This is a genomic window from Pararhizobium capsulatum DSM 1112 (genome assembly GCF_030814475.1).
Classification (GTDB): domain Bacteria; phylum Pseudomonadota; class Alphaproteobacteria; order Rhizobiales; family Rhizobiaceae; genus Pararhizobium; species Pararhizobium capsulatum.
The window spans coordinates 1,550,901-1,574,632 of sequence record NZ_JAUSVF010000001.1; the positions used below are offsets into that span (position 1 = coordinate 1,550,901).

The following is a 23,732-nucleotide window of genomic DNA, read 5'->3' on the forward strand; positions in this document are numbered from 1 at the left end:
ATCATGGATATGACGTCACTGGCGACATTCTGGGCCTTCGTTGGCCTGGTGCTTTTCTTCGTCCTCATTGCCTACCTCAAGGTTCCCGGCATGATGGCCAAGGCGCTCGACGAGCGCGCCGGCCGCATCACCCACGAACTTGCCGAAGCAAAGCGGCTGCGCGAAGAAGCCCAGGCTCTCTTGGTCGAATACCAGAAGAAGCGCAAGGAAGCTGAAGCGGAAGCCGGAAACATCGTGGCCGTCGCCGAGCGCGAAGCCGCGAGCCTGACGGCGGATGCCAAGGCCAAGACGGAAGAGTTCGTCACCCGCCGCACTGCCCTCTCGGAACAGAAGATCCGTCAAGCCGAAAGCGACGCGATCAACGCTGTTCGTGCAACCGCTGTGGATATCGCCATTGCTGCTGCCGAAAGCGTTATCGTTTCCAAGTCTGACGCAGCGACGCAGAGCGCATTGTTTGCCAAGGCCGTCAGCGACGTGAAGACCCGCCTCAACTAAGAGGTGTGTTTCGATAGAATGAAAAAAGGCTGGCTTCGTGCCGGCCTTTTTTGTGCCTGACGATGACTGCCGCCCGATGTCGAAAACCGCAGTGCCGCCAGGTTCACTCCGGGCTTGCCGTCCCTTCAGCGGAGGGAGTTTGAGACCGCGTCTTGCCCCGGAGCGGTCAAGGTTGGAAACGCCTCACTCCAGCCGCTCGGCCTTCCTGATCACTCTGGTCCGGAAATTAATATTGAGCTAATGTAGCCGCGGCTTGGGAGGCGGCTATGTCTACTGCAAATTACAGCTTTGAGCTTGATCCGGATTCGTTCGTTTTCCGTTTTGCATTCGACTACCAGATAGACGGATACAGTGATCCCGAGACCGGAGAGTACTTCGCCGACACCAGCCGGTACGCGAGCTACGGAAATCTGAGTGGCTGGTCCTGGACGCAAGCGGGCTACGGCTATGAAAGCGGCTCTGGCACGATCGAACTGGGGTTTGATACCACGCCCGGCTTGCAGAAGCTGAAGTTACAGTTCACTGCGCAGAACGGCTTTTCGGGAGCCGCCATCTCCGCGAGTTGGAATGTGTTCAGTGCACCTTTCGAAACGACAAACCAGCATATTTCCGGCACCGATACGGCCGATATTCTGATCAGCGGCAGCGGCGCCGACCGGCTTCTGGCAGGAGCAGGCGATGACTATCTCTTTGCCGGGGGCGGGAAGGATCGATTGGAAGCCGGCCCCGGGAATGACCTTCTCAACGGTGGTACCGGCCGTGACGTGATGATCGGCGGCAGCGGTGATGATTTCTACTATGTCGACGTTTCAACGGACAAGGTGGTCGAACTCGCCGGAGAGGGGCGGGACATTGTCTGGAGTATCGCCGATTATAAATTGAGCGCCAACGTCGAAGAACTTCGCCTGATGGGGCTTGCCGTTGACGGCGTTGGCAATGGTTTGAACAACCTGATCTCGGGCAATTCCGCAAACAACACGCTTAAAGGCGGCGAGGGGAACGACCAGCTATACGGCGACGCAGGGAATGACAGCCTCTTTGGCGAAGCAGGGACCGACTACCTTGACGGTGGTTCCGGGGCTGACCGCATGTCGGGCGGTGTTGATAACGACAACTATTCGGTCGATGATCTGAACGACCGTGTCATCGAGGCCCGCAATGGCGGCTTCGATCTGGTCAATGTCTCCTATCAGCTTACAAGCTACACCCTGGGTGCCAATGTGGAAGCGCTCGCGGTTACGGGTGAGGCCCTGCATGGCACTGGCAACGGCCTCAATAACGATATGTTTGGCGGATACGGCGCCGACATCTTCGAAGGCCTGGGCGGAGCTGACACTCTCAGAGGCAATGGCGGCAGTGACCGCCTGATCGGCGGTCGCGGTAATGATATCCTGTTGGGTGGCGCTGACGCCGATGTGTTCGTCTTCAACAAGGGAGATGGACACGACGAAGTTACCGACTTCCGCCACTCCGATCACGACACGATCGCACTTCACCTCGGAAGCAGGTTCGATACCTTTGCGGAGGTGCAGGCGGTAGCGCAGGCCGCCGGCTCGCAAGGAGGGGATACGCTGCTCACCTTCGGTCCGAAGGATAGCATCCTGCTTCACGACGTAAGCGTGACCTCGCTCTCCGCGTCCGACTTTTCGTATTTCTGAGCGGTTAAGACGAGAGCCTCAGCTGCTTGACTAAGCCTCACGCTGCCCATCGGCAAGGGGCACGACGCCCGGCTTTCCGACGACGGATGCAACAGCCGTAAGTTTATATGTCAGTTGCTGTTAGCTTGCGCCGGGGCGATGGTGATGCAGGCCTGCTCGAATTCTTCCATCGTTTCAGGCGTGTTGTCACCCGGCAAGACGGCATCTGTCGCGACGTCGCTACCTGCTTCCGGTGTCTCGCCGTCATAGACGAAGGATTGGATGTAATAGGCGAGGCCACCCTTCCAGACCTTCCGTCCGTCGATATCCTGGCAGGCATAGGCTGTCTGCAAATCGCTCTGCAGCGCTTCTGCCGTCGGCTCGGCCGTTGGCATCTCTGCGGTTGTCATCAATGCTGTCAGCATCAGTGCGAAGATCACGAGGCGAGTCCTTCTTGCGAATCGCAACGCGCGATTCCGAGCCAAACCTATAGTCCATCACTCTCCTGCGTTGTTACTGCGGTTACGTCATCCCAGGAAAAATCTCCAGAGCGTATCACCAGGGCAACATAAGCTTCGGTGCATATTGCCTGGGCTCGGCCAAGATCAATGCGCGGCAGGCTGGTTTCGTTCCCAGATGCCACGGACCAGCCTCTCACAAGGTCGTGAATAAAGGCTCGATTGTCGGGGTATGAAGCGCTTCAAAGGCCGCCGAACTCGGTCAGGGCATCATCCTTGAACGGCTCTCCATCGTCTTTCCTGAGCGGGCGAAAGCTCATGCGGTGAAGCGGGCAAGGACCGCCTTCCGCGATTGCCTGCCGGTGGCGGGCGGTTGCGTATCCGGCGTGTCCGGCAAAGCCGTAGACGGGAAAGACGAGGTGGGCGCGCGTCATCATCCGGTCGCGCGTCACCTTGGCGATGATCGAGGCGGCCGCAATCGAGACCGATCGGGCGTCGCCCTTGACGACAGCCTTGCCGCCGCAGGCCATGCCCGGCGGAACATCCCGCCCGTCACTCAGCACATAGGCCGGCTTGACCGCGAGGCCGGCAACGGCGCGACGCATGGCGTCGAGGCTTGCCTTGCGAATGTCTGTACGGTCGATCCGGCCGGCGCTGGATGAGGCAACCGAAACGATCGCGTTGGCCAGGATGATGTCGTAAAGCTCTTCCCTTCTGATAACGGAGAGCTGCTTGCTGTCATTCAGCCCCTCCGGAATATTGTTCGGATCGAGGATTACGGCCGCCGCGACGACCGGACCTGCGAGCGGTCCTCGCCCAGCCTCGTCCGTTCCCGCGATCGGCCAGAAGCCCTCACGCCGGACGCTGAGCTCGATGGAAAAATCCGGCCCGCAGGCATCATCGAAAAGAAAAGGGGAATCGGGCAACGCGCTTCGTGACATGGACGGAAACTCGCACAGAAGCCCGATTCCCTGCAAGTCCCCCCGGCCGGATGCGGCGACGACCGGGGGATTGGCCGCTCCCGTCACAGGGACGAACGGGATCGGCATGCTCGTGAGCCGGGCAAAGGCCGGCGGATTTCAAACGCGGCTTGAGGCCGTTTGCCAGCCCTTAGAGGAGGGAAAGCTGAACGCCCAAGCCGAGCGGCGGCACGAAGAGATCGCCGTTGAGCGGCCTCTTTGTCAGGTTGAGTTCAAGTCGCTTGGCCGCCAGTTCAAAGCGGCGACCGATCTGCCACGCATAGGGACCAGCCCCTTTCATGCGTTTGCCGAACTCCGCATCGTAATCTCTGCCGCCACGCATCGAGCGCACCAGCGACATGACGTGGCGATAGCGATCCGGATAGTTTCGCAGCAGCCAGTCACGAAACAGCGGGCTCACCTCCAGCGGCAGGCGCAGCAGAACGTAGCTCGCAAATTCCGCGCCCGCGGCCTTGCCGCTATCAAGCACCCGTTCGATCTCATGATCGTTGAGGGCAGGAATGACCGGCGCCATCATCACCGTCGTCGGAATGCCGGCTTCCGAGAGTGCCTTGATGGCTTCGAGCCTCTTGCCCGGTGTGGAGGCGCGTGGTTCCATCAGGCGGGCAAGCTTGCGGTCGAGTGTCGTCACCGAAAGTCCGACCTTCGCCAAACCTTTCTCTGCCATATCAGCGAGAATATCGATGTCGCGCATCACCATCGCCGATTTCGTGACGATCATGACCGGATGGTTGCATGCCTGCAGCACTTCGAGGATCTGGCGCATGATCCGCCATTCCTTCTCGATCGGCTGATAGGGATCGGTGTTGGTGCCAAGCGCTATCGGCCGCACCTTGTAGCCGGGCTTCGCCAGCTCCCGCTCCAAGAGACGCGGTGCATCCGGCTTGGCAAACAGCTTGGCTTCGAAATCGAGCCCCGGCGAGAGCCCCATATAGGCGTGGGTCGGCCGCGCAAAACAATAGATGCAGCCATGCTCGCAGCCGCGATAGGGGTTCACCGACCGGTCGAACGGAATATCGGGGCTGTCATTGCGGCTGATGATCGACCGCGGCTTCTCGATCTGAACCTCGGTCTTGAAGGGCGGCAAGTCTTCGAGCGAGCTCCAGCCGTCATCCTCCGTCTCGCGTGCCAGGGGCTCGAAGCGGCCTGTCGTATTCAGCCCGGCGCCCCGTCCGCGACGGCGGTCGATATCGATGCGCAGGCCGGAATTGGCCACCAGCGCATCGGCAATATCAGCCGAGTGGCCGGGCGCAAATGCGCCCTGCCTGAGTTCAGACAGATCGGTCATGGAACAAACTCCCGGAAACAGCGCCGTTCTCCGACGGTTTCGTGAGGGAATCTTTATCGCCAAAATGAGAACAATGCAAGAACAAATTCCCGCATCGCGATTTCACTGGGAACGCCCCATGGTTTAGATTCATGATTAATGAAGGCTGAAGCCTGTGTCAGGCAGGGTCATGTGGCAATTCCGTTTGCGATGCGGTAGGACGGGCCATGCTGTCGATCATCATGGAAACCCGCAACAACGAGGCCGAGCTCGCACAGAGCCTGTCGGCTCTTGTCTCCGGCGCGGTTGAAGGATTGGTCAGCGATGTCATCGTTCTGGATCATGGTTCCGAAGACGGTTCGTCTCGGGTGGCTGATGCCGCCGGTTGCCGCTTTTTCCTCGAATGGGAACTGGGCGATGTGATCCGCTCGGCGCGAGGCGAATGGCTGTTGGTGCTGGAGCCCGGCGCGCGGCTGACGGGTCGCTGGATTGACGATATCGCGGAATATATGGCGCTCAACCGGGCACCCGCGCGGTTTTCGCCCGCACGACTTTATCGCAAACCGCTGCTGAAACGCCTTTTCCGCCGCGGTTCCGCGTTGGAGCATGGTCTTCTGGTTCCGCGCAACGCGGCGGCGGCCACGAGCGGCAAGCGGCTGGATGATCTCGTGAAGGCGCTCTCGGCACGGCGGTTGGCGGTGGAGATCATCCCGGCCTGGGTTGCTACGGAAGCCCGTGACCCCTCGCGGAGATAAGAAGAAAGGCGGGCTCTTTCGAACCCGCCCGTACTTGATGAAATCACTTCTGAAAAGGGATTTTCACGCGTCAGCGCGTCGTATGACCACTTTTGCCGTGCCTGGGATGGCGTGTGCCACCGTCAGCATTCTGAGAGACTGAAATCTCCGGCATGCATGCCTGCAGCATTAACGGTGATGTAAGTCGGCCGTCGATGCATCTGCCTCTGCCCCCGCTGCCTTCCCCTTGTCCCCGCTACTGGAATTCTTATAGACGACACAAGCAGGGTCTCGCTGTCCCCTGGGGAACACGCGTTGCCAAGGATTTGGAGTCCGTGTTTTAAGGGCGAAGGTTTCGGCTCAGCCGCGTTTCAGATGTTCATCCAGGCGGGGCATGATCTCGACGAAGTTGCAGGGCGTGTGGCGATAGTCGAATTGCTGCTTCAGGATGCCATCCCAGGCGTCGCGGCAGGCTCCGGGCGAGCCGGGTAGAACGAAGACGAAGGTCGTGCCGATCAAGCCGGCCGTTGCACGCGACTGGACCGTCGATGTGCCGATCTTCTCGTAGGAAATGCGGTGGAAGACCGCCGAAAAGCCATCCATTCGCTTGTCGAACAGCGGCTCCAGCGCATCGGGGGTGACATCGCGCCCCGTAAAGCCCGTGCCGCCCGTTGTGATAACAACATCGATGGCGGGGTCGTTTGACCAGGCCAGCACCGTCTCGGCGATGGCGGCGCGATCGTCCGGCACTATGGTGCGCTCGGCAAGCATATGGCCGGCGTCAGTGATTCGGGCGGCAAGCGTATCGCCGGAGCGATCATCGGCGAGCGTGCGCGTATCGGAAACGGTCATGACCGCAAAGCTGACGGGAACAAAAGGTTTTGTTTCGTCAAGCTGTGTCATGATGATCTCCTCCAATGCTGAAACAGCGCAGAACGTACCAGTCGGGATGATCTGCGCAAAGCATCTCCGCCGCCCGATCGCGCGCATGTTCATCGGAAAACAGGCCGAAGCAGGTGGCACCCGAGCCCGACATGCGGGCAAGGCGAGCGCCGGTTTCAGAAAGGGCCTGGGAAACATCACCGATGACCGGCGCAAGTGCCTGGGCCGGCGGCTCAAGATCGTTGCGCATGGCTGCCAGTGCACCAATCCAATCAGCGGCCGCAACCGTATGATGGGGCAGCACAAGCGACGGATTGGCCTTGTTCGTCAGTGTGCGAAAGATGACGGGCGTCGAGACCGGCACACGCGGGTTGACGAGCAGCATCGGGAAGGCCGGAAAGGCGGCAAGCGCCTCCGTCCGCTCGCCGACGCCGCGCGCCATCAAAGGCTTGCCGTGAAAGCACATGGGCACATCTGCGCCGAGCTGAAGCGCAACAGCGGCGAGATCGTCCGAAAACCTATCGTCCACAAAGGGAGGAACAGCCCACAACGCGAGCAGCCCCCTCAACGTTGCTGCGGCATCGGCCGAGCCACCACCAATGCCGGAGGCAACTGGCAAATTCTTTTCAAGATGCAGATGCATCGGCCTCGCGGGAAGGCCACGTTGCAGCAGCAGTGCACGCAGGCTGTTGCGCGCCTTGAGCACGAGATTGCCGGACGCGGCAGGCCCGTCGGCTGGAATATCGCACGCGAAGCTGCCCGAGACCGTGAAGCGGTCCTCGTCCGTAGCAGAGAGGCCAACACGATCTCCCCGGTCCGCGAAGGTCACGATGCTTTCGAGGAGGTGATGCCCGTCCGCCCGCTGACCGATCACATGCAGCGCAAGATTGATCTTGGCGGGTGCCGACTGCACAAGGTCGAAGTGCGGCAGGTTTTCGTTCAGGGATGCATTCGCAGCAGTCATGCCAGAGCCTTCAGGAGAAAGGCAGCTGCCGCCAACTCCCTCTTCTCCCCAGCGGGGAGAAGGTGGCGCAAAGCGCCGGATGAGGGGGACGGCTGGCTCTGAACATCAGGCAAAGACCCCCTCATCGCCTCGCCTTCGCTCGCCTCTTCTCCCCGCTGGGGAGAAGAGGCGGCAAGCCACCATCGCCTGCTAGTCATGCTGACATCCTGTTCAGAACGGAAAACCCGATCAGGACTTCTTGCCGGCCGTATCCACGGGGTCTGCCTTCTTCGGCAGAGTTTCCTCCGCATCGGCCGCGCTCGGAACATTTTCCTTCAGTGCCGGCAGGCCGTTCTCGATCTTGGCCTTGATCTTCGGAATTTCCGCCTCTTCCGGCTTCAGTTCCAGCGTCTGGTTCCACTGGAACACGGCTTCGAGCTTGCGCCCGACGCGCCAGTAGGCATCGCCCAGATGGTCATTGATCGTCGGATCGCCGGCCAGGAGTTCGGCGGCCCGCTCCAGCTCTGAAACGGCGTCGTCGAAGCGGTTCATGCGGAAATAGGCCCAGCCGAGCGAATCGACGATATAGCCGTCATCCGGCTTCAGCTCGACAGCCTTGCGGATCATCTCCAGGCCCTTGTCGAGGTTGATGTTCATATCGACCCAGGAATAGCCGAGATAGTTCAGCACCTGCGGCTGGTCCGGGTTGAGTTCCAGCGCCTTGGTGAAGTTCGGCTCGGCCTTGGCCCATTCCTTCAGCCGCTCGTAAGCGATGCCGCGCTGGAAGAAGATCGACCAGTCCTTTTTCTGCGGAAGCGGGCCGATCGATTCGACGGCCTGGTCGTAGACATGGGCCATTTCCTTGTAGTCCTTGGCGTCCGACAGCACGCTGCCATAGGCGACATAGCTGCGGATGTCCTTCGGATCGAGCTCGAGCAAGCCCTTCAGGTGCTTCTTGGATTCCTCCACCTTGCCAATGGAGGCGAGGGCCAGCCCCAGCTGCATTTCCGAGAGGCGGCGCATCGGCGAGCCTTCCGGCACGCTTTTATAGAGTTCGATAGCCTGCTCAGGCTTCTTCAGCGTCTCGGCAACGCCGCCAAGCATGACGAGAATATCGGCGCTATCCGGGTCAAGCGCCCGAGCCGACTGCAGATAGAGCGAAACGATGTCTTCCGCACCTTCGCGGTTCAGTGCAGCGCCGATCGTGAAGAGAACGGCGGCAGCACCCTGGGCAGCGTCGCGGACCTGCTGCTCCTGTGGCTGGCCCTTTTCGATGCTGGTGCGCAGGGCGCTGAGCGGGGCATAGTTGTTGAGGAAGTTCTCGCCGACGGCGATCGCATCCAGCGCTTTCTGCTTGTTGCCGTCACGGGCTTCGAGACGCGCGAGTGCGGTGACTGCCCGCAGGAACGTGTCGGGGGCCGCACCGCCGCCATTGCGGTCGAGCACGGCATCATTGAACTTGGAGCGGGCCGTCGCCTTGTCACCGGCAGCAAGAGCGATGGCACCTTCATGGTAGTTCTTGAAGATCGCAAACCATTCCGGACCTTCCATGGCCTGGATCGAGGCGATCGCATCCTTGGGATTGCCCGAGCCGGCCTTGGCCCAGCCGATCAACAGCCCGTTGAGCAGCCGGTCGAGATCGTTCGGGCCGTTATAGACCAGAAGCTTCTCCGCCTTGCGGTATTCCCGCTTGCGGATGGCCTCGACGGCGCGAGTAACGGTGGTGATGCGCTCGACAGAGCCATCGGATTTCAGCTGTTCAGCAACCTTCACGCCCTCCTGGAACTGACCGTTCATCAGAAGCGTGATCATCAGCCGCTGCTTGACTTCGACATTGTCCGGCTGGAATTCGAGAGCCGTGCGGTAGAGCTTGGTGGCGACATCGAGATCACGATCGACGTCTGCCGTGCGGGCTGCAAGGAAGGCGCCTGAGAAGCTGTTGATCGAATTGACATCGAACGGCTTCGTCTCAGTGGCAGCCGGCGTCTCCTCGGCAAAGCTGTGGGGCGCGCTGGCGAAGGAGGCGAGGGCCATAAGCGCTGCACCACTGAGGAGGCGAAGAATGTGTATCTGCCGCATGACAAGCCTTTCGTTGCGGAGCGTCCCGATGGCCGCTACCGGATTCGCGCGGAATCAATTCCCAGAATATTAGCGCATAACCCGAACAACCGGAATCGGTAGCATTGCGGATCATGCGGCCATCACCAATCTGTCCGAAAAGGACCATCGGAGGCCAAAGGGGGAAGGTCACTTCCCCCATCAGGCATTCTCCCGAAACAGAATGGCTTTTTTGGCGCAACGCAGCAAGAATTTCGTGGCTCAGGGTGAACGGAACTTGACAGGATATCAGCTGACGCGTTCGATACAAAAATCGATGACTTCCAGAAGCGCAGATTTCCACGGTGACTGCGGCAGCGGCGCAAGCGCGTCGCGGGCAATCGTGCCATAATGCTGGGCCCGGGCAATGGTGTCGGTCAGGCCGCCATAGCGGTTGATCAGACCCAGTGCCTTTTCGAGGTTGCGGTCGTCGCTCTGGCCGCCTTCGATGGCATCGCGCCAGAAGGTGCGCTCGTCGGCCGTGCCGCGGCGATAGGAAAGGATGATCGGCAGGGTTATCTTGCCTTCACGGAAGTCGTCGCCGACATTCTTGCCGAGGTCCGCCGCCTTGCCGCCGTAGTCGAGCACGTCGTCAACCAGCTGGAAGGCGAGGCCAAGGTTCATACCGTATGATTTCAGCGCGTTGCGGCTTGCCTTGTCGGTCTTGGCGACGATCGGGCCGACTTCGGCGGCGGCAGCAAAGAGTGCCGCGGTCTTGGCGCGAATGACCGACAGGTAGTCGTCCTCGGTCGTTTCCATGTTCTTGGCGACGGAGAGTTGCAGCACTTCGCCCTCGGCAATGACGGAGGCTGCGGTGGACAGCACATCGAGCGCATCCAGGGAGCCGACATCGACCATCATGCGGAAGGCCTGGCCAAGCAGGAAGTCGCCGACGAGAACGCTCGCCTGGTTGCCCCAGATCATGCGTGCCGTGGACTTGCCGCGGCGCAGGTCGCTTTCGTCCACCACGTCATCATGCAGCAGGGTTGCCGTGTGCATGAATTCGACTGATGTCGCGAGCTTCACATGGGCATCGCCGGTAAAGCCGAACATGGAGGCGGAGGCGAGTGTCAGCATCGGGCGCAAGCGCTTGCCGCCCGAGGAGATCAGGTGGTTTGCGACCTCCGGGATCATCTGCACGTCGGATCCGGCTTTGGAGAGAATGAGTTGGTTCACCCGCTCCATATCGGCCTTGGTCAAATCCACGAGCGGCTTGACCGATGCCTGTTTGTTTTTGCCGTCTTCCAGCGGTATCACTACGCCCAACGCAAGACACTCCTGTTCAATTTCAGTCCCGGACAATAGAAAGGGGGGCTTGCGGCGGCAAGGGGGGAATCAGCCATCCCGAGTAAAATTCGCCGTGATATTCAGGCATTTCATCCAGGAGGCAGTCCGCCAGCATGAAAGAATTGATCAGAACCAACGATGCCGTCCTGCTTTCCTTTGCCGAAAGCCTGATGAAGGACGCCGGTATAGGCTGCCTGATCGCCGACCAGGATATGAGCATCCTGGAGGGTTCGCTCGGCCTTCTGCCACGCCGGTTTCTGGTGGTGGATGATGAGGCGGATGAGGCACGCAAGATTCTCGTCGATGCGGGGCTTGAGGCGGAGTTGCGCGATTAGAATGCCGTTGACTGTTGTTTCCACCACACCGGCATACTCGCTTCTGCAACGGAAGCGGCGGTTCTCTCTCCCTTCTCCCCAGCGGGGAGAAGGCGGCCCGAAGGGCCGGATGAGGGGGAGCCAGGAACTCGGAATGTGCCGCGCGGCCCCCTCATCGCCTCGCCTGGGCTCGGCACTTATCCCCGCCAGGGAGAAGAGGGAAACCCCATGACAACCGAATCCATAGACAGCTTCCACCGCGGCCGGTTCCATGTCGTTCAGCCCTTGGGGCAAGGACATCGCTCCGGCATGGATGCGATGCTGCTCGCTTCCCTCGTGGCCGATGAACGGCCGATCCGCGTGGCCGATCTCGGTGCCGGAGCCGGTGCCGCCGGCATGGCCGTTGCCTCCCGCCTCGACGGTGCGACCGTGACGCTGGTCGAGCGTTCTCCGACGATGGTGGACTTCGCTCGTCGGAGCCTGGCGCTCCCTGAAAACGCTCGCCTCGCACCTCGCGTCAGCGTCATCGAAGCCGATGTCGGCTTGAAGGGACGCGCGCGCGTCGCTGCGGGCCTGCTGGATGACAGCTTCGACCACGTCATCATGAACCCGCCTTTCAATGACGGTTCCGACCGTCGCACGCCTGATCCGCTCAAGGCCGAGGCCCATGCCATGGAAGAGGGTCTGTTCGATATCTGGCTCCGAACAGCTGGCGCGATCATGCGACCAGGAGGTCAGCTTTCGCTCATAGCCCGGCCGGAATCCGTTGCGGAGATCATCGACGCTTGCGGTCGCCGTTTCGGTGGACTGGAAATCACTTCGCTTCACCCCCGGCCGGGCGAAAATGCGGTGCGCATCCTTGTTACCGCAATCAAGCAGAACCGCGCGCGGCTTGCGCTCAGGGCGCCGCTCATCATGCACGAGGACGACGCACATCGCTTCACACCTCGTGTTGATGACCTCAACAACGGCCGCACTGCCTATGCCCGAAAGGTCGTTTCAGCCCGACGATGACGGATTCTTGACATTGGCCATTGCGTTCGGCCCGCCAATACATACATCCACGTCGATATTATCAGAGACTGCCACGGAGGTTTTATGGCCGGATTTTTCAGAAAGTTGATGCCGAAGCGTTTTCGAAAAGGTGGCATCACGATCCCTGTTGTCCGGCTTCACGGAACGATTGTGGCTGGCGGCGGCCAGTTCCGGCCTCCTCTCAATCTCGCCTCCGTTGCCTCGGTTCTGGAAAAGGCTTTCGCCGTCAAGGACGCGCCTGCCGTTGCCATTTCCGTCAATTCGCCCGGCGGCTCGCCGGTGCAATCGCGCCTGATCTTCCAGCGCATCCGCGATCTCGCGGAGGAAAAAAAGAAGCGCGTCATCATCTTCGTCGAGGATGTCGCAGCGTCCGGCGGCTACATGATCGCGCTGGCCGGCGACGAGATCATTGCCGATCCGACGTCGATCGTCGGCTCCATTGGCGTCGTCTCCGGTGGCTTCGGCTTTCCCGAGCTTCTGAAGAAGATCGGCGTCGAGCGCCGCGTCTACACGGCTGGCGAAAACAAGGTGATGCTCGATCCCTTCCAGCCGGAGAAGGAAAAGGACATCGAGTACCTGAAGAGCCTGCAGCTTCAGATCCACAATGTCTTCATCGACATGGTCAAGGCGCGGCGCGGGCATCTGCTGGCCGATCACGACGAAATCTTCTCCGGTCTATTCTGGACCGGTGGACGCGCGCAGGAACTTGGCCTCATCGACAGCCTCGGCGATATGCGCGGCGAGCTGAAGAAGCGTTATGGCGCCAAAACCGAGCTGCAACTCATTTCGCCGGCCCGCGGCCTTTTTGGTCGCCGTCAGCCTGGGGCATCCATCGCCAGTTCTGTTGCGGAACGTTTCGCGGCCTCTGCGGTGTCGGGTCTTGCAGATATTGCCGAGGAAAAGGCATTATGGGGCCGATACGGGCTCTGACACCGAGAAGAAAAGGCTCCGGGGGACACGCATGCCGCAAATTATCCTGTTTCTGATCATCGTCGGCGTTGCATGGTTCGGATACCGAAAATTCATCGCCGACGCCGAAAAGCTCGCCCGCCAACGCGAGCAGGTGCGGCGGGAGAAGGAAACCGGCAGCCAAGGAACGCTGGTCAAGGACCCGGTGACGGGAGAGTATCGGCTGAAGAAGCCGGAGTAGGCGGCTTGCCGTGCCTTGCGTGATTGCAGGCACCACTCGTCTCTTGACCCCTCCGGCCCGTCGTGGCACCAGACAGCCAGAAAATTCCAAGCTGGACATCCGATCATGACTGCTGCCGCCCTGCCGGACCATATGAACCCGAAGCGCTCCTTTCAGGCGTTGATCCTGACGCTGCATGCGTATTGGGCGGACAAGGGCTGTGCGGTGCTGCAGCCCTATGACATGGAAGTCGGCGCGGGCACCTTCCATCCGGCAACAACGCTGCGTGCGCTTGGCCCCAAGCCCTGGCGCGCCGCCTATGTGCAGCCTTCCCGCCGCCCGACCGACGGCCGCTATGGCGAAAACCCGAACCGGCTGCAGCATTATTACCAGTATCAGGTCATCCTGAAGCCGAACCCGTCGAACCTGCAGGAACTCTATCTCGGCTCGATGGAAGCGATCGGGCTCGACCCGTTGCTGCACGATATCCGCTTTGTCGAGGACGACTGGGAAAGCCCGACGCTCGGCGCCTGGGGTCTCGGCTGGGAGTGCTGGTGCGATGGCATGGAAGTGTCGCAGTTCACCTATTTCCAGCAGGTCTGCGGCATTGAATGCTCGCCGGTTTCGGGCGAGCTGACCTATGGTCTGGAGCGTCTCGCCATGTATGTGCAGGGCGTCGACAATGTCTACGACCTGAACTTCAACGGCCGCGAAGGCGACGAGAAGATCAGCTATGGCGACGTCTTCCTGCAGGCCGAGCAGGAATATTCACGCCACAATTTCGAATATGCCAACACGGCGATGCTGCACCAGCATTTCATAGATGCGGAGAAAGAGTGTATCGCGCTGCTCGCAGCCGGTGCACCGGGCGATGCCAATGTCCTGCACAAATGCGTCTTTCCCGCCTATGACCAGTGCATCAAGGCAAGCCATGTCTTCAATCTGCTCGATGCCCGCGGCGTGATCTCGGTGACGGAGCGGCAAAGCTACATCCTGCGCGTCCGCACGCTCGCCAAGGCCTGTGGTGAAGCCTTCCTGCTGACAGATGCCGGTGGCTTCAATCTGACGCGCGACGCCGCGTAAATCTGAAAAGAAGCCATGGAAATAACGGCTCGCCCGGATGAGGCGAGTGCGTTTAGGCGTCCATATCCCGGATGGTGGGCTGGTTGGCGTGAACCGGCGCCAGCTTTACCTGCTGCTGGCGTTCGACGCGCAACGCGACGAAATGCGTTGCAGCCATCAGCGCAAGTGCGCTGGTCGTCATCAAAGTCAGAATGGTCATTTTGCCTCGCTCGTATCGGCCGGGTCAGGGCCATGAACCCGCTTTCATGGCGGGAACAGGCGGTCATCATCGACCGCAAGACGCAAGTTACTAGCAAGGCATATGATAGGGATTTCGCTCACTTTCGCTATCGCTGAAATTCACTAGGTTTCAGGCCTTGTCGCTCATGCCTGCGCCCATTTCCCAAACCGGCTTCATGGTCGGATAGGTGCCGGTCGGAAGCTGACCGGCATAGGTCTGAAGGGCGCGGCGGATGCCGGTAGGGCGGTCAGCTGCGGTGATGCTCGCATAGGCGAGGAAAAGCGCCGAAAAGGCGATGGCGTTGATGAGGGTTGCGGGCGTTTTCATGATCTTTGGCTTCAGTTGTGTTGACCGGACTGTTCCGGTTGATGAAGCCACTATCGATCAGAACGACGATTTTCGCGGTTCCCAATGAAACAGGAAAATCAACATGTTACCTTCGTAACAGGAGCGGGCTGTTGGACTGCTTCGGGGGCGTAGGAGCGTTGCGGTACGCCTGAATACCCTTTTGCTGTGATATGCATTATCGTCGCCGCAAAAGTTGGGCGAGAAGGGACGTTTTCATGATTGGTCTGGCGATCGGCGCAGCAGTAATCCTGTACCTGATTTTTATCTACAACGGCCTGGTCAAGGCCCGGCAGGTGAAGGAGGAGGCGTGGTCGGGCATCGACGTGCAGCTGAAACGGCGCGCTGATCTCATTCCCAATCTGATCGAGACCGTCAAAGGCTATGCTGCCCATGAAAAGGGCACGCTCGAAGAGATCGTCGAGCTCAGAAACAAGGCGCAGGCGTTGCCCACAGGCGACGTCGCCGGCCGCGCACAGGCGGAGGGCATGTTGAGCCAGGCACTCGGCAAGGTCTTCGCGCTCGCCGAAGCCTATCCGGACCTCAAGGCCAACCAGAATTTTTCCGAGCTGCAGCAGTCGCTCGAAACCATCGAGAGCGAGATCCAGATGTCGCGGCGCTATTACAACGGCGCTGCCCGCGATCTGAACGTCAAGGTGGAGAGTTTTCCGTCAAACCTGATCGCCGGTCCGTTTGGATTTTCGAAGGCGCCGTTCTTCGAGATCACCAATGAAGCCGATCGCGCGGTGCCATCTGTGAAGTTTTGATCTATCGCGCCACCCGGTTCCGTCGTAGACGGCTTTCAACGTCATGAAGGCATGCCGAAAAGGCCGGCGCTGCCTGCTTCAAGAGACATCAGCATGAGCAAAGACCAGAAACTTACCGTTCTTCCGCCGTCCCATCCACTCAAGGGTCGCGTCAGCCCTCCCGGCTCCAAGTCGATTACCAACCGGGCCTTGCTTCTCGCCGGTCTTGCCAAGGGCACGAGCCGTCTCACCGGCGCGCTGAAGAGCGACGATACGCGCTATATGGCAGAAGCCCTGCGCGCCATGGGCGTCGATATCACCGAGCCTGACGACACGACCTTCGTCGTCACCGGCACGGGCAAGCTTTTGGCCCCGGAACAGCCGCTTTTCCTCGGCAATGCCGGCACGGCCACCCGCTTCCTGACAGCCGCTGCCGCTTTGGTCGAAGGCGAAGTGATCGTCGATGGCGACGAGCACATGCGCAAGCGCCCCATTGCGCCGCTGGTCAAGGCGCTGACCGCACTTGGAGTCGATATCCGCTCGGAAACCGGCTGCCCGCCCGTCGTCGTCAACGGTACCGGCGATTTCGGCACGGATCGGGTCGAGATCGATGCCGGTCTTTCCAGTCAATATGTTTCGGCGCTGCTGATGGCCGCTGCCGGCGCCACCCGCCCGATCAATATCGCCCTTGCCGGCGATGATATCGGTGCGCGCGGCTATATCGATCTGACGGTCGCCGCCATGCGCGCCTTTGGTGCCGAAGTTACCCAGCCGAGTCCCTCCGTCTGGCAGGTGCAGCCCACCGGCTATGCCGCGACCGATTACCTCATCGAGCCGGACGCCTCGGCGGCGACCTATCTCTGGGCTGCCGAAGTTCTGACCAGGGGCGATATCGACCTTGGCGTGAAGGCAACCACGTTTTCCCAGCCGGACGCCAAGGCCTATGAGGTCATCGCCAGCTTTCCGCATATGCCGGCCGTGATCGACGGCTCGCAGATGCAGGATGCCATCCCGACGCTTGCCGTTCTCGCCGCTTTCAACGCGACGCCGGTTCGTTTCGTCGGTATCGCCAATCTGCGGGTCAAGGAATGCGACCGTATCCGGGCGCTATCCACTGGTCTCTCAAACATCCGCTCAGGCCTTGCCACGGAAGAGGGGGATGATCTGGTCGTCGCTTCCGATCCGGCTCTCGCCGGCCAGACCCTGCCGGCCGATATCGATACCTTCGCCGATCACCGTATCGCCATGAGCTTTGCGCTGGCGGGGCTGAAGATAAACGGGATCACCATCCTTGATCCCGCCTGCGTCGCCAAGACCTATCCGCGCTACTGGGATGAGCTCTCCTCGCTCGGCGTCGCGCTGGAAGGCGATCGTCCCGATATCTGAACAAGGCTGCGGCCGGAGGGAAAGGCCTGATGATCCGACTGATCAAGACAATCGGGATGGTACTTTTCCTTCTGGGCTGCGTCCTGGCGTCCGCCGCCTCCGCGCAGGAGGTCATTACCTCGTATCATTCGGCGATCAATCTGTCGAAATCGGGCGAGATGGCCGTGGTCGAGACGATCAAGGTCAATGTCGAGGGCATCCGCTTAAAGCGCGGTATCTACCGTGATTTTCCCCTGACGTTTCAGGATGATGAAGGTCGCCGCCACAAGGTCGATTTCAATCTCGTTTCGGTGTCCCGTGATGGGCAGAGCGAACCTTATCGGACGGAGAATATTCCCGATGGTATCCGCATCTACACGGGAGAACAGGATGTCCTGCTTCCCGCCGGCGAACATGTCTTGGAAATCACCTACGAGACCGCCCGCCAGATCCGATATTTCGCCGATCATGACGAGCTTTACTGGAACGTCACCGGTACCGAATGGGCTTTCCCGATCGGGGAAGCGGTCGCGACCGTCACGCTGCCTGATGGCGTGCGGGCCAAGGCGCTCGATGTCTTTACCGGCGGTTACGGTTCGAGCGACAAGAATGCCACAGCCGTCGAGGATGGCAGTGAAGTGGTCTTTACCACAACCCGTCCTCTTCGGCCGCAGGAAGGACTGACGATTGCGATAAAGCTGCCGAAGGGCAGCATTGACCCGCCGGCCGCATCGACCGAGCAGCTCTGGTGGCTGAAGGATCACCTGCCGTCGGTTCTGGCCATCGCCGGGCTGGTGGTCGTGGCGCTCTACTACACGCGCATGTGGGCCAGGGTCGGGCGCGATGCCGATCGCGGCGTCATCGTGCCCCGCTGGGATGCGCCGGACGGCATCTCGCCGGCGCTCGCCAACTATATCGACAACAAGGGATTTTCCGGCGAGGGCTGGACCGCGCTGTCTGCCGCGGCACTCAATCTGGCAGTCGGCGGCTTCGTCGTGCTGGAAGATCTGAAAAACGCGCTGGTCATAACCGCCACGAACAAGAGCGCGCCCGCCAACCTGCCGACGGGCGAGAGCATGCTTTTGAAGGCAGTCGTCACTGAGGGTGGCAAGCTCACCATCGACAAGGCAAACGGAAAGACGGTGCAGAAGGTCGGCGCCAGTTTTCGCAGCGCCATGGAGAAGGAACACCGCAACCGCTACTATCTTGCCAACACCTGGTACGTGCTCGGTGGCGTCGCGCTGTCGGTTGTCTTCCTGGGCTCGATCTTCATTTTCGGCAATCTCGATGACACCAGTATCGCGCTGGTGCTCGTCCCGGCGCTGGCTTCCGTCGTCATTTCCATCTTTGCGATCGGCCTCGGAAAGGCGTTGCGCAAGCGGGGCACGCTTTTTTCGCGCATAAAGGCGATCGTCTTCGCCGCCTTTTTCGGTTTCGTGCTGTTTTCGGGGGCCTTCAGTCTCGTCGCTTTCGTCATCACCACAGCGCTTGAAGCGCACGAGCTGCCGCTGCTGATCGCCGTGAGCGGGATCATCCTCGCCAATCTGCTGTTCTATTACCTGATGGGTGCGCCGACCCCGCTCGGGGCGCGGATGATGGATGGCATTGATGGCCTGCGCCAATATCTGACGCTTGCTGAAAAGGAGCGGATGAACATGGCGGGTGCGCCGGAGATGTCGCCGCAGCATTTCGAAAAGCTCTTGCCTTATGCCGTCGCACTCGGGGTTGAAAAGCCCTGGGCGGAAACCTTCGATCGCTGGCTGCTTGCCGCTGCCGCGGGCGCAGCCGCCTATCAGCCGGCCTGGTACTACGGCAATCATTTCTCGGTCGGCTCCTTCGGCGACAGGATGGGCGGCTTTGCCGGTTCGCTTGCCAACACCATGACCGCATCGCTTCCACCACCGCCCAAGAGCAGTTCGTCCGGTTTCGGCGGTGGCGGCTTTTCCGGCGGCGGTGGCGGTGGTGGCGGAGGCGGCGGCTGGTAAAGCAACAGTTGCGGGACGGCCTCCCGGGATTTGCCGACCGACCATCATGCGCTGAGCGACTTACTCCTCGGAGCGTTCAGTGCTTTCGCGCTCGTGACCGTATCGTTTGTTGAGCGGAAACGGTGGCAACCAGGATTCGCGACGGACGGTCCAGAGTTCGTAGGTCGGTATCAGCTGGTCGGGCGCATCCAGCGATCCAAGGTTCACTTCGATTTCGTCGCCGCTGCGTCCGAAAACAGACGATCCGCAGCGCGGGCAGAAAAACCGCCCGGCGTAATCGCGTGTCTCGCCCGCGATCGTGACCGCATCCTGCGGGAAGATCGCGGAGGCATGAAACAGGGCGCCATGGTGCTTGCGGCAATCGAGGCAGTGGCAAATACCGACGCGGTACGGGGCTCCCGACGCCAAAAATCGGACGTCGCCGCACAGGCAGCCACCCGTGAACCGGTCCATGCTGCATCTCCTCCAAAAACCCAACGGTCGGAATGGTTACAACGAGCAACGGTATCGTCGCAAATCCGCGCCGCCGGTCGCGACGGATCGTCTTGCAATCTGGGAAGAGCGACAACCGCAGCAGACGTTCATTTTCGGCCTTTGCGTCGTGACATTTCACGCGCAGCTTGCTAAGTCCGCCGCACCTGTCCGAACAATCGCAAAGTACCCGCCATGCCCGATCTTCTGCTTGAACTCCGCTCCGAGGAAATCCCGGCTCGTCTGCAGCGCAAGGCTGCCGGCGATCTGAAGAAGCTCTTGACCGATGCGCTGGTCAATGCGGGTCTCACCTATGAGGGTGCGCGCGAATACTGGACGCCGCGCCGGCTGACGCTGGATATCCGCGGCCTCAACACCCGCTCCGCCGATGTGCGCGAAGACATCAAAGGCCCGGCAACCTCCGCGCCCGAACAGGCGATCCAGGGTTTTCTGCGCAAGGCGGGCCTTGCCTCGATCTCCGAGGCGCATGTTCACTCCGATCCGAAGAAGGGCGATTTCTACGTCGCGCATGTCGTCAAGCCGGGTCGTCCGACCGAAGAGATCGTCGCCGAGGTCATGCCGGGCATCATCAAGAATTTCCCCTGGCCGAAGCCGATGCGCTCGGGTGCAGCCTCTGCCAAGCCGGGCTCACTGCGCTGGGTGCGCCCGCTGCAGTCGATCGTCTGCCTGTTCGGGCCAGAGCATGAAGAAACCCAGGTCATCCCCTTCGAAGTCGATGGCATCGTGGCGTCCAACATCACCTACGGCCACCGCTTCCATGCACCGGACGCCATCACCGTGCGCCGGTTTGCCGATTACATCGAGAAGCTGGAAAAGGCCAAGGTCGTGCTCGATGCAGAGCGGCGCAAGCAGATCATCGCGTCTGACGCTGCCAATATCGCCTTTGCCAGCGGCCTTGAGCTGGTCGAGGACGAAGGCCTGCTGGAAGAAGTTTCAGGCCTCGTCGAATGGCCGCAGGTGCTGATGGGCGCGTTCGAGGAGGATTATCTGGCGATCCCCTCGGAAATCATCCGCCTGACGATCAAGACCAACCAGAAGTGTTTCGTCACCCGCATCCAGGGTGAGGAAGGCCTGTCGAACAAGTTCATCCTCGTTGCCAATATCGAGGCCAAGGACGGCGGCGCCGAGATCATCCACGGCAATGGCAAGGTCGTGCGCGCCCGCCTGTCGGATGCCAAGCATTTCTGGACCCGCGACCAGGGCGACCTGCCTGACCTCCAGACGCTGGAAGCCTCGGCTGCCAAGTTCAACCTCGACCTGAAAAAACCGCTCGACCAGCGCATGGCCAAGCTCGACGCGCTGAACGTGACGTTCCATGCCAAGCTCGGCACGCAGGGTGAGCGCGTTGCCCGCATTCGGACGCTCGCCGCCGAACTCGCCAAGGTCACCGGCGCCGATCCGGCCTTGGTGGATCGCGCCGTCGTGCTCGCCAAGGCGGACCTTCGCACCGAAGCAGTCGGCGAGTTCCCCGAGCTTCAGGGCTTGATGGGCCGCAAATATGCCGTCCTGCAGGGCGAGAACGCCTCCGTTGCCGCCGCGATCGAAGACCACTGGAAGCCGAACGGCCCCTCCGACCGCGTCCCCGACGACAAGGTCGCGATCACCGTCGCACTTGCTGACAAGCTGGATACACTCGTCGGCTTCTGGGCCATCAACGAGAAGCCGACGGGCTCGAAGGACCCGTATGCACTGCGCCGTGCGGCGCTGGGTGTGATCCGTATGCTGCTTGAGCGGAAGGTGCGTTTGCCGCTCTCCGCGGTTGCATCGGATCCTGACCTCCTGGCCTTCTTCCACGATCGCCTGAAGGGTTACCTTCGCGATCTCGGCGCCCGCTACGACCTGATCGACGCCGTATTGACGCCGGATGCCGACGACCTCCTGATGGTTGCCCGCCGCGTCGAGGCGCTGACGGCGTTCATCTCCTCGGAAGAAGGCCTGAACCTGCTTGCCGGCACCAAACGCGCAACGCAGCTTCTGGCTGCCGAGGAGAAGAAGGGAACGGCTGTCGCTGAAACCGTCGATCCGTCGTTTTTCAAGCTCGATGCCGAAAAGGCGCTCTATGAGGCCGTGACGGAAGCGGCAAGCGAAGCGCGTCAGGCGATTGCCGGCGAAGATTTCCGTGTCGCCATGGAAGCCCTGTCAAAGCTGCGTGGCCCGGTTGACCAGTTCTTCGCGGATGTGCTCGTCAATGACGAGGACCCGGCAGTGCGTGCAAACCGTCTGGCCTTGCTCGCGCAGATCCGCGCGGCAACCGGCACGGTGGCAGATTTCTCCAAGATCGCCGGCTGACGATCATGACGGGGGCGAAAATCCTCGTCAGTGCCTGTCTGATGGGCCATGCCGTGCGCTATGACGGCAAGGCCAAGCCGCTGATCCATCCCGCACTCCAGCGCTGGGGTGAGGAGGGGCGGCTGGTGACTATCTGCCCGGAAATGTCGGCCGGCATGCCGGTGCCACGTCCGCCAGCGGAAATCGCTGACGCAGCAGACGGTGCGGATGTTCTGTCCGGCGATGCGCGCGTGGCCGAGATCACCGGTGGCGATGTTACAGGCGGGTTCCTTCAGGCTGCGGAAAATGCGCTTGATCTCGCCAGGGAAACCGGCTGCCGATATGCGCTGCTGATCGACGGCAGTCCCTCCTGCGGCTCGGGTTTCATCTATGATGGCAGCTTTTCCGGCAGCAGGCGGAAAGGTGAGGGCGTAACCGCCGCCCTCCTGCGGCAAAACGGTATCGAAGTCTTCTCCGATCGCGAAATCGGTCTTCTCGTAGAGCGCATCGAGGTCGATGGCTGACGCGCTCACGTACTTGGGGCAATGCCCTTGTAGCGCAGGGCGATGATGGTCACGCTCAGAAACACACTCCAGGCGACGAAAAAGCTGACGGTCGTCAAGCCTGCCGCCTTCCAACCCGACTGTTGTCCTTGGGTGCGGAAGAAGGAGAAATTCGAGAAAAGCAGCCAGAGCTGGGCTGCGAGGAACAGGGCTGCAAAGACCGGATTTTCGGTATGCGGAAACAGCACGATCGACAGCGACGTGATCATCGCAAACGGTGCGCAGATATAACATTGCTGGTTGAAGGGGATCTGCAGCGTCAGGCGGGTCACCCTGCCGGGCGTGATCAGGTCGTAGATCAGCGCTGATGTAATCGGGAAGATCGAATAGATCACCATCCGAAAGATGATCAGGTTCAGCCACGAAGCTGTGACATATTGACCGGTCAGGGTGTCGCTGGCATCTGCCAGGTCCGCCTTCGTCACTGGAGCAATATAGGCGGCGATCACGATCGACAGGAACAGGAAGATCGACGGCTTCATGCCGCTGTCGAAGGAAACGTTTTCGTCGCGCAGCGTTTCCGTCCGCGCATAGTCCATCATGCGGCCCGGCTGCACGATCACGCGAAGCAGCGTATAGGGATAGAAGATCAGCCACATCAGAAGCTCGAAGATCAGCTTCTCGATCGACTTGGCAATATTGAAGACGTCCATGGATGATCCTGCGCAGCGAGATCTCTTATCGCGGCGGTTATGTTGCATCACACGCGGCATGCAACAAGCTCAGGCACTGAAACCGACGTGGAAGACTTGGATACTGGTCAAAAAAATTGCGCCCCTGCTTCTCTCAGGGGCGCAATTTCCGCCTTTGGAGGCGATGCCCATACTGCAACATGGTCGCAGGCGAGGGCAGGGACTTGTTAATTCTTCATTTATTGTAGACGAAGTTGGTAGTTTTCAAGATCAATTTCCTGTGAACGGGGTTCGGCAGGTGCAGCGGCGGCGAGTTGTTCTGCCGAATCAACGCTCAAGGATGCCGTTTTTGCGGTCGGATCCACCGACAGATCGATCGTGGCGGAAGCGGCCGCTGCTGCGGGCATGGGGTCGATAACGGTTGCGGCGGTCTCGCCGTTCAGAAGTTTTGCAGCCTCGGATGCCTTGATCACATCTTCCGATGCCTTGGTGACGAAGACCACCGGCGAGCCACCGAGCCAGGCTTCCGTGCGTAACACCCGCATCTCGCCGTCAATTTCCTTGATTTCCACCCGCTCCGTACCCGGTGCGACCTCCGGAACGATGTAGCTCGTGGATTTCTTGACGATAGGCGGCGGGCATTTGGCACAGGGCATCTGCGAAACGCTGGGGGCCCTGGTGTTGGCGGTTGCAAATGCTTCGATCGACGAGGCATGCGCTGAAGCGGCGGCAAGGCCGACAAAACTGAGCAAAAGAACGCGCATTGACGGTCTCC

At 60.6% G+C, this 23,732-nt stretch carries 25 protein-coding genes; 13 read left to right on the forward strand and 12 right to left on the reverse strand.

Features of this window, described 5'->3' with window-relative positions:
* Positions 1 to 9: 9 nt before the first annotated feature.
* Positions 10 to 495 (forward strand): F0F1 ATP synthase subunit B, encoded by a 486-nt coding sequence (locus QO002_RS07380; RefSeq protein WP_307233221.1) that lies wholly within the window; start codon positions 10 to 12, stop codon positions 493 to 495.
* Positions 496 to 761: 266 nt separating this feature from the next.
* A complete protein-coding gene (locus QO002_RS07385) occupies positions 762 to 2,153 on the forward strand; it encodes a calcium-binding protein (protein WP_307228188.1) in 1,392 nt (463 codons plus the stop codon).
* Positions 2,154 to 2,263: 110 nt separating this feature from the next.
* On the opposite strand, the gene QO002_RS07390 is transcribed toward QO002_RS07385, so the two are convergent.
* The 3 genes from QO002_RS07390 to QO002_RS07400 form a co-directional block, all read right to left on the reverse strand.
* Positions 2,264 to 2,572 (reverse strand): hypothetical protein, encoded by a 309-nt coding sequence (locus QO002_RS07390; protein WP_307228190.1) that lies wholly within the window; start codon positions 2,570 to 2,572, stop codon positions 2,264 to 2,266.
* Between the two features lie 260 nt (positions 2,573 to 2,832).
* Entirely contained in the window at positions 2,833 to 3,531 is a 699-nt protein-coding gene (gene rnhB, locus QO002_RS07395; protein WP_307228192.1) for a ribonuclease HII, read from the reverse strand.
* A 169-nt stretch (positions 3,532 to 3,700) separates the two neighbouring features.
* Positions 3,701 to 4,858, reverse strand: coding sequence for a PA0069 family radical SAM protein (locus QO002_RS07400; RefSeq protein ID WP_307228194.1), 1,158 nt, complete (start codon positions 4,856 to 4,858; stop codon positions 3,701 to 3,703).
* A gap of 206 nt (positions 4,859 to 5,064) precedes the next feature.
* Between QO002_RS07400 and QO002_RS07405 the strand changes: the two genes are divergently transcribed.
* A complete protein-coding gene (locus tag QO002_RS07405) occupies positions 5,065 to 5,592 on the forward strand; it encodes a glycosyltransferase family protein (protein ID WP_307228196.1) in 528 nt (175 codons plus the stop codon).
* A 339-nt stretch (positions 5,593 to 5,931) separates the two neighbouring features.
* Here QO002_RS07405 and moaB read toward each other — a convergent pair whose 3' ends face one another.
* The 4 genes from moaB to QO002_RS07425 form a co-directional block, all read right to left on the reverse strand.
* A complete protein-coding gene (moaB, locus tag QO002_RS07410; RefSeq protein ID WP_307228198.1) occupies positions 5,932 to 6,474 on the reverse strand; it encodes a molybdenum cofactor biosynthesis protein B in 543 nt (180 codons plus the stop codon).
* Positions 6,461 to 7,417 carry a 4-(cytidine 5'-diphospho)-2-C-methyl-D-erythritol kinase gene (locus QO002_RS07415; RefSeq protein ID WP_307228200.1) on the reverse strand — a complete coding sequence of 319 codons (957 nt, stop codon included), beginning with the start codon at positions 7,415 to 7,417 and terminating at the stop codon, positions 6,461 to 6,463. Before QO002_RS07415 ends, moaB begins: the two co-directional genes overlap by 14 nt.
* A 228-nt stretch (positions 7,418 to 7,645) precedes the next feature.
* Positions 7,646 to 9,475, reverse strand: coding sequence for a tetratricopeptide repeat protein (locus tag QO002_RS07420; protein ID WP_307228202.1), 1,830 nt, complete (start codon positions 9,473 to 9,475; stop codon positions 7,646 to 7,648).
* 267 nt (positions 9,476 to 9,742) lie between these two features.
* Positions 9,743 to 10,759 carry a polyprenyl synthetase family protein gene (locus QO002_RS07425; protein ID WP_307228204.1) on the reverse strand — a complete coding sequence of 339 codons (1,017 nt, stop codon included), beginning with the start codon at positions 10,757 to 10,759 and terminating at the stop codon, positions 9,743 to 9,745.
* 134 nt (positions 10,760 to 10,893) lie between these two features.
* Here QO002_RS07425 and QO002_RS07430 point away from each other — a divergent pair, with 134 nt between their 5' ends.
* The 5 genes from QO002_RS07430 (at position 10,894) to QO002_RS07450 (ending at position 14,341) form a co-directional block, all read left to right on the forward strand.
* Complete coding sequence (locus QO002_RS07430; RefSeq protein WP_307228206.1) at positions 10,894 to 11,115, forward strand: putative signal transducing protein; 222 nt, start codon at positions 10,894 to 10,896, stop codon at positions 11,113 to 11,115.
* 207 nt (positions 11,116 to 11,322) lie between these two features.
* Complete coding sequence (locus QO002_RS07435; protein WP_307228208.1) at positions 11,323 to 12,108, forward strand: tRNA1(Val) (adenine(37)-N6)-methyltransferase; 786 nt, start codon at positions 11,323 to 11,325, stop codon at positions 12,106 to 12,108.
* Positions 12,109 to 12,192: 84 nt separating this feature from the next.
* A complete protein-coding gene (locus QO002_RS07440) occupies positions 12,193 to 13,059 on the forward strand; it encodes a S49 family peptidase (protein ID WP_307228210.1) in 867 nt (288 codons plus the stop codon).
* A 31-nt stretch (positions 13,060 to 13,090) separates the two neighbouring features.
* Positions 13,091 to 13,279, forward strand: a complete 189-nt coding sequence (locus tag QO002_RS07445) for a hypothetical protein (RefSeq protein WP_307228212.1) — start codon at positions 13,091 to 13,093, stop codon at positions 13,277 to 13,279.
* A gap of 105 nt (positions 13,280 to 13,384) precedes the next feature.
* Positions 13,385 to 14,341, forward strand: coding sequence for a glycine--tRNA ligase subunit alpha (locus QO002_RS07450; protein WP_307228214.1), 957 nt, complete (start codon positions 13,385 to 13,387; stop codon positions 14,339 to 14,341).
* A 52-nt stretch (positions 14,342 to 14,393) separates the two neighbouring features.
* Here QO002_RS07450 and QO002_RS07455 read toward each other — a convergent pair whose 3' ends face one another.
* On the reverse strand, positions 14,394 to 14,540 hold the full coding sequence (locus QO002_RS07455) for a hypothetical protein (protein WP_307228216.1): 147 nt from the start codon (positions 14,538 to 14,540) through the stop codon (positions 14,394 to 14,396).
* Positions 14,541 to 14,690: 150 nt separating this feature from the next.
* The gene (locus tag QO002_RS07460) at positions 14,691 to 14,888 is read right to left on the reverse strand and encodes a hypothetical protein (RefSeq protein WP_307228219.1); all 198 of its coding nucleotides are present in this window, start codon (positions 14,886 to 14,888) and stop codon (positions 14,691 to 14,693) included.
* Positions 14,889 to 15,124: 236 nt separating this feature from the next.
* On the opposite strand from QO002_RS07460, the gene QO002_RS07465 reads away from it, so the two are divergent.
* From QO002_RS07465 to QO002_RS07475, 3 genes are all read left to right on the forward strand, one after another.
* Entirely contained in the window at positions 15,125 to 15,673 is a 549-nt protein-coding gene (locus QO002_RS07465; protein ID WP_307228221.1) for a LemA family protein, read from the forward strand.
* A gap of 93 nt (positions 15,674 to 15,766) precedes the next feature.
* Positions 15,767 to 17,038 carry a 3-phosphoshikimate 1-carboxyvinyltransferase gene (gene aroA / locus QO002_RS07470; protein ID WP_307228224.1) on the forward strand — a complete coding sequence of 424 codons (1,272 nt, stop codon included), beginning with the start codon at positions 15,767 to 15,769 and terminating at the stop codon, positions 17,036 to 17,038.
* A 29-nt stretch (positions 17,039 to 17,067) separates the two neighbouring features.
* A complete protein-coding gene (locus QO002_RS07475; protein WP_307228226.1) occupies positions 17,068 to 19,002 on the forward strand; it encodes a DUF2207 domain-containing protein in 1,935 nt (644 codons plus the stop codon).
* 60 nt (positions 19,003 to 19,062) lie between these two features.
* Here QO002_RS07475 and QO002_RS07480 read toward each other — a convergent pair whose 3' ends face one another.
* Complete coding sequence (locus tag QO002_RS07480) at positions 19,063 to 19,455, reverse strand: GFA family protein (protein ID WP_307228228.1); 393 nt, start codon at positions 19,453 to 19,455, stop codon at positions 19,063 to 19,065.
* 213 nt (positions 19,456 to 19,668) lie between these two features.
* On the opposite strand from QO002_RS07480, the gene glyS reads away from it, so the two are divergent.
* Positions 19,669 to 21,783 carry a glycine--tRNA ligase subunit beta gene (glyS, locus tag QO002_RS07485; RefSeq protein ID WP_307228230.1) on the forward strand — a complete coding sequence of 705 codons (2,115 nt, stop codon included), beginning with the start codon at positions 19,669 to 19,671 and terminating at the stop codon, positions 21,781 to 21,783.
* A 5-nt stretch (positions 21,784 to 21,788) separates the two neighbouring features.
* On the forward strand, positions 21,789 to 22,286 hold the full coding sequence (locus QO002_RS07490; RefSeq protein ID WP_307228233.1) for a 2-thiouracil desulfurase family protein: 498 nt from the start codon (positions 21,789 to 21,791) through the stop codon (positions 22,284 to 22,286).
* A 5-nt stretch (positions 22,287 to 22,291) separates the two neighbouring features.
* On the opposite strand, the gene QO002_RS07495 is transcribed toward QO002_RS07490, so the two are convergent.
* Both QO002_RS07495 and QO002_RS07500 read right to left on the reverse strand, forming a co-directional pair.
* Positions 22,292 to 22,978 carry a hypothetical protein gene (locus tag QO002_RS07495; protein ID WP_307228235.1) on the reverse strand — a complete coding sequence of 229 codons (687 nt, stop codon included), beginning with the start codon at positions 22,976 to 22,978 and terminating at the stop codon, positions 22,292 to 22,294.
* A 218-nt stretch (positions 22,979 to 23,196) separates the two neighbouring features.
* Positions 23,197 to 23,721 carry a plant virulence effector HPE1-like domain-containing protein gene (locus tag QO002_RS07500; protein ID WP_307228237.1) on the reverse strand — a complete coding sequence of 175 codons (525 nt, stop codon included), beginning with the start codon at positions 23,719 to 23,721 and terminating at the stop codon, positions 23,197 to 23,199.
* Positions 23,722 to 23,732: the final 11 nt, after the last annotated feature.

Excerpts from the sequence above, each read along its gene's own strand:
- QO002_RS07415 (WP_307228200.1), bottom strand. The coding sequence starts at position 7,417 with ATGACTGCTGCGAATGCATCCCTGAACGAAAACCTGCCGCACTTCGAC.
- QO002_RS07460 (WP_307228219.1), bottom strand. The coding sequence starts at position 14,888 with ATGAAAACGCCCGCAACCCTCATCAACGCCATCGCCTTTTCGGCGCTT.
- QO002_RS07405 (WP_307228196.1), top strand. The coding sequence starts at position 5,065 with ATGCTGTCGATCATCATGGAAACCCGCAACAACGAGGCCGAGCTCGCA.
- QO002_RS07465 (WP_307228221.1), top strand. The coding sequence starts at position 15,125 with ATGATTGGTCTGGCGATCGGCGCAGCAGTAATCCTGTACCTGATTTTT.
- QO002_RS07435 (WP_307228208.1), top strand. The coding sequence starts at position 11,323 with ATGACAACCGAATCCATAGACAGCTTCCACCGCGGCCGGTTCCATGTC.
- QO002_RS07440 (WP_307228210.1), top strand. The coding sequence starts at position 12,193 with ATGGCCGGATTTTTCAGAAAGTTGATGCCGAAGCGTTTTCGAAAAGGT.
- QO002_RS07380 (WP_307233221.1), top strand. The coding sequence starts at position 10 with ATGACGTCACTGGCGACATTCTGGGCCTTCGTTGGCCTGGTGCTTTTC.
- QO002_RS07495 (WP_307228235.1), bottom strand. The coding sequence starts at position 22,978 with ATGGACGTCTTCAATATTGCCAAGTCGATCGAGAAGCTGATCTTCGAG.
- QO002_RS07385 (WP_307228188.1), top strand. The coding sequence starts at position 762 with ATGTCTACTGCAAATTACAGCTTTGAGCTTGATCCGGATTCGTTCGTT.
- QO002_RS07500 (WP_307228237.1), bottom strand. The coding sequence starts at position 23,721 with ATGCGCGTTCTTTTGCTCAGTTTTGTCGGCCTTGCCGCCGCTTCAGCG.
- glyS (WP_307228230.1), top strand. The coding sequence starts at position 19,669 with ATGCCCGATCTTCTGCTTGAACTCCGCTCCGAGGAAATCCCGGCTCGT.
- QO002_RS07430 (WP_307228206.1), top strand. The coding sequence starts at position 10,894 with ATGAAAGAATTGATCAGAACCAACGATGCCGTCCTGCTTTCCTTTGCC.
- aroA (WP_307228224.1), top strand. The coding sequence starts at position 15,767 with ATGAGCAAAGACCAGAAACTTACCGTTCTTCCGCCGTCCCATCCACTC.
- QO002_RS07445 (WP_307228212.1), top strand. The coding sequence starts at position 13,091 with ATGCCGCAAATTATCCTGTTTCTGATCATCGTCGGCGTTGCATGGTTC.
- QO002_RS07490 (WP_307228233.1), top strand. The coding sequence starts at position 21,789 with ATGACGGGGGCGAAAATCCTCGTCAGTGCCTGTCTGATGGGCCATGCC.
- QO002_RS07450 (WP_307228214.1), top strand. The coding sequence starts at position 13,385 with ATGACTGCTGCCGCCCTGCCGGACCATATGAACCCGAAGCGCTCCTTT.
- QO002_RS07475 (WP_307228226.1), top strand. The coding sequence starts at position 17,068 with ATGATCCGACTGATCAAGACAATCGGGATGGTACTTTTCCTTCTGGGC.
- rnhB (WP_307228192.1), bottom strand. The coding sequence starts at position 3,531 with ATGTCACGAAGCGCGTTGCCCGATTCCCCTTTTCTTTTCGATGATGCC.
- moaB (WP_307228198.1), bottom strand. The coding sequence starts at position 6,474 with ATGACACAGCTTGACGAAACAAAACCTTTTGTTCCCGTCAGCTTTGCG.
- QO002_RS07420 (WP_307228202.1), bottom strand. The coding sequence starts at position 9,475 with ATGCGGCAGATACACATTCTTCGCCTCCTCAGTGGTGCAGCGCTTATG.
- QO002_RS07455 (WP_307228216.1), bottom strand. The coding sequence starts at position 14,540 with ATGACCATTCTGACTTTGATGACGACCAGCGCACTTGCGCTGATGGCT.
- QO002_RS07480 (WP_307228228.1), bottom strand. The coding sequence starts at position 19,455 with ATGGACCGGTTCACGGGTGGCTGCCTGTGCGGCGACGTCCGATTTTTG.
- QO002_RS07400 (WP_307228194.1), bottom strand. The coding sequence starts at position 4,858 with ATGACCGATCTGTCTGAACTCAGGCAGGGCGCATTTGCGCCCGGCCAC.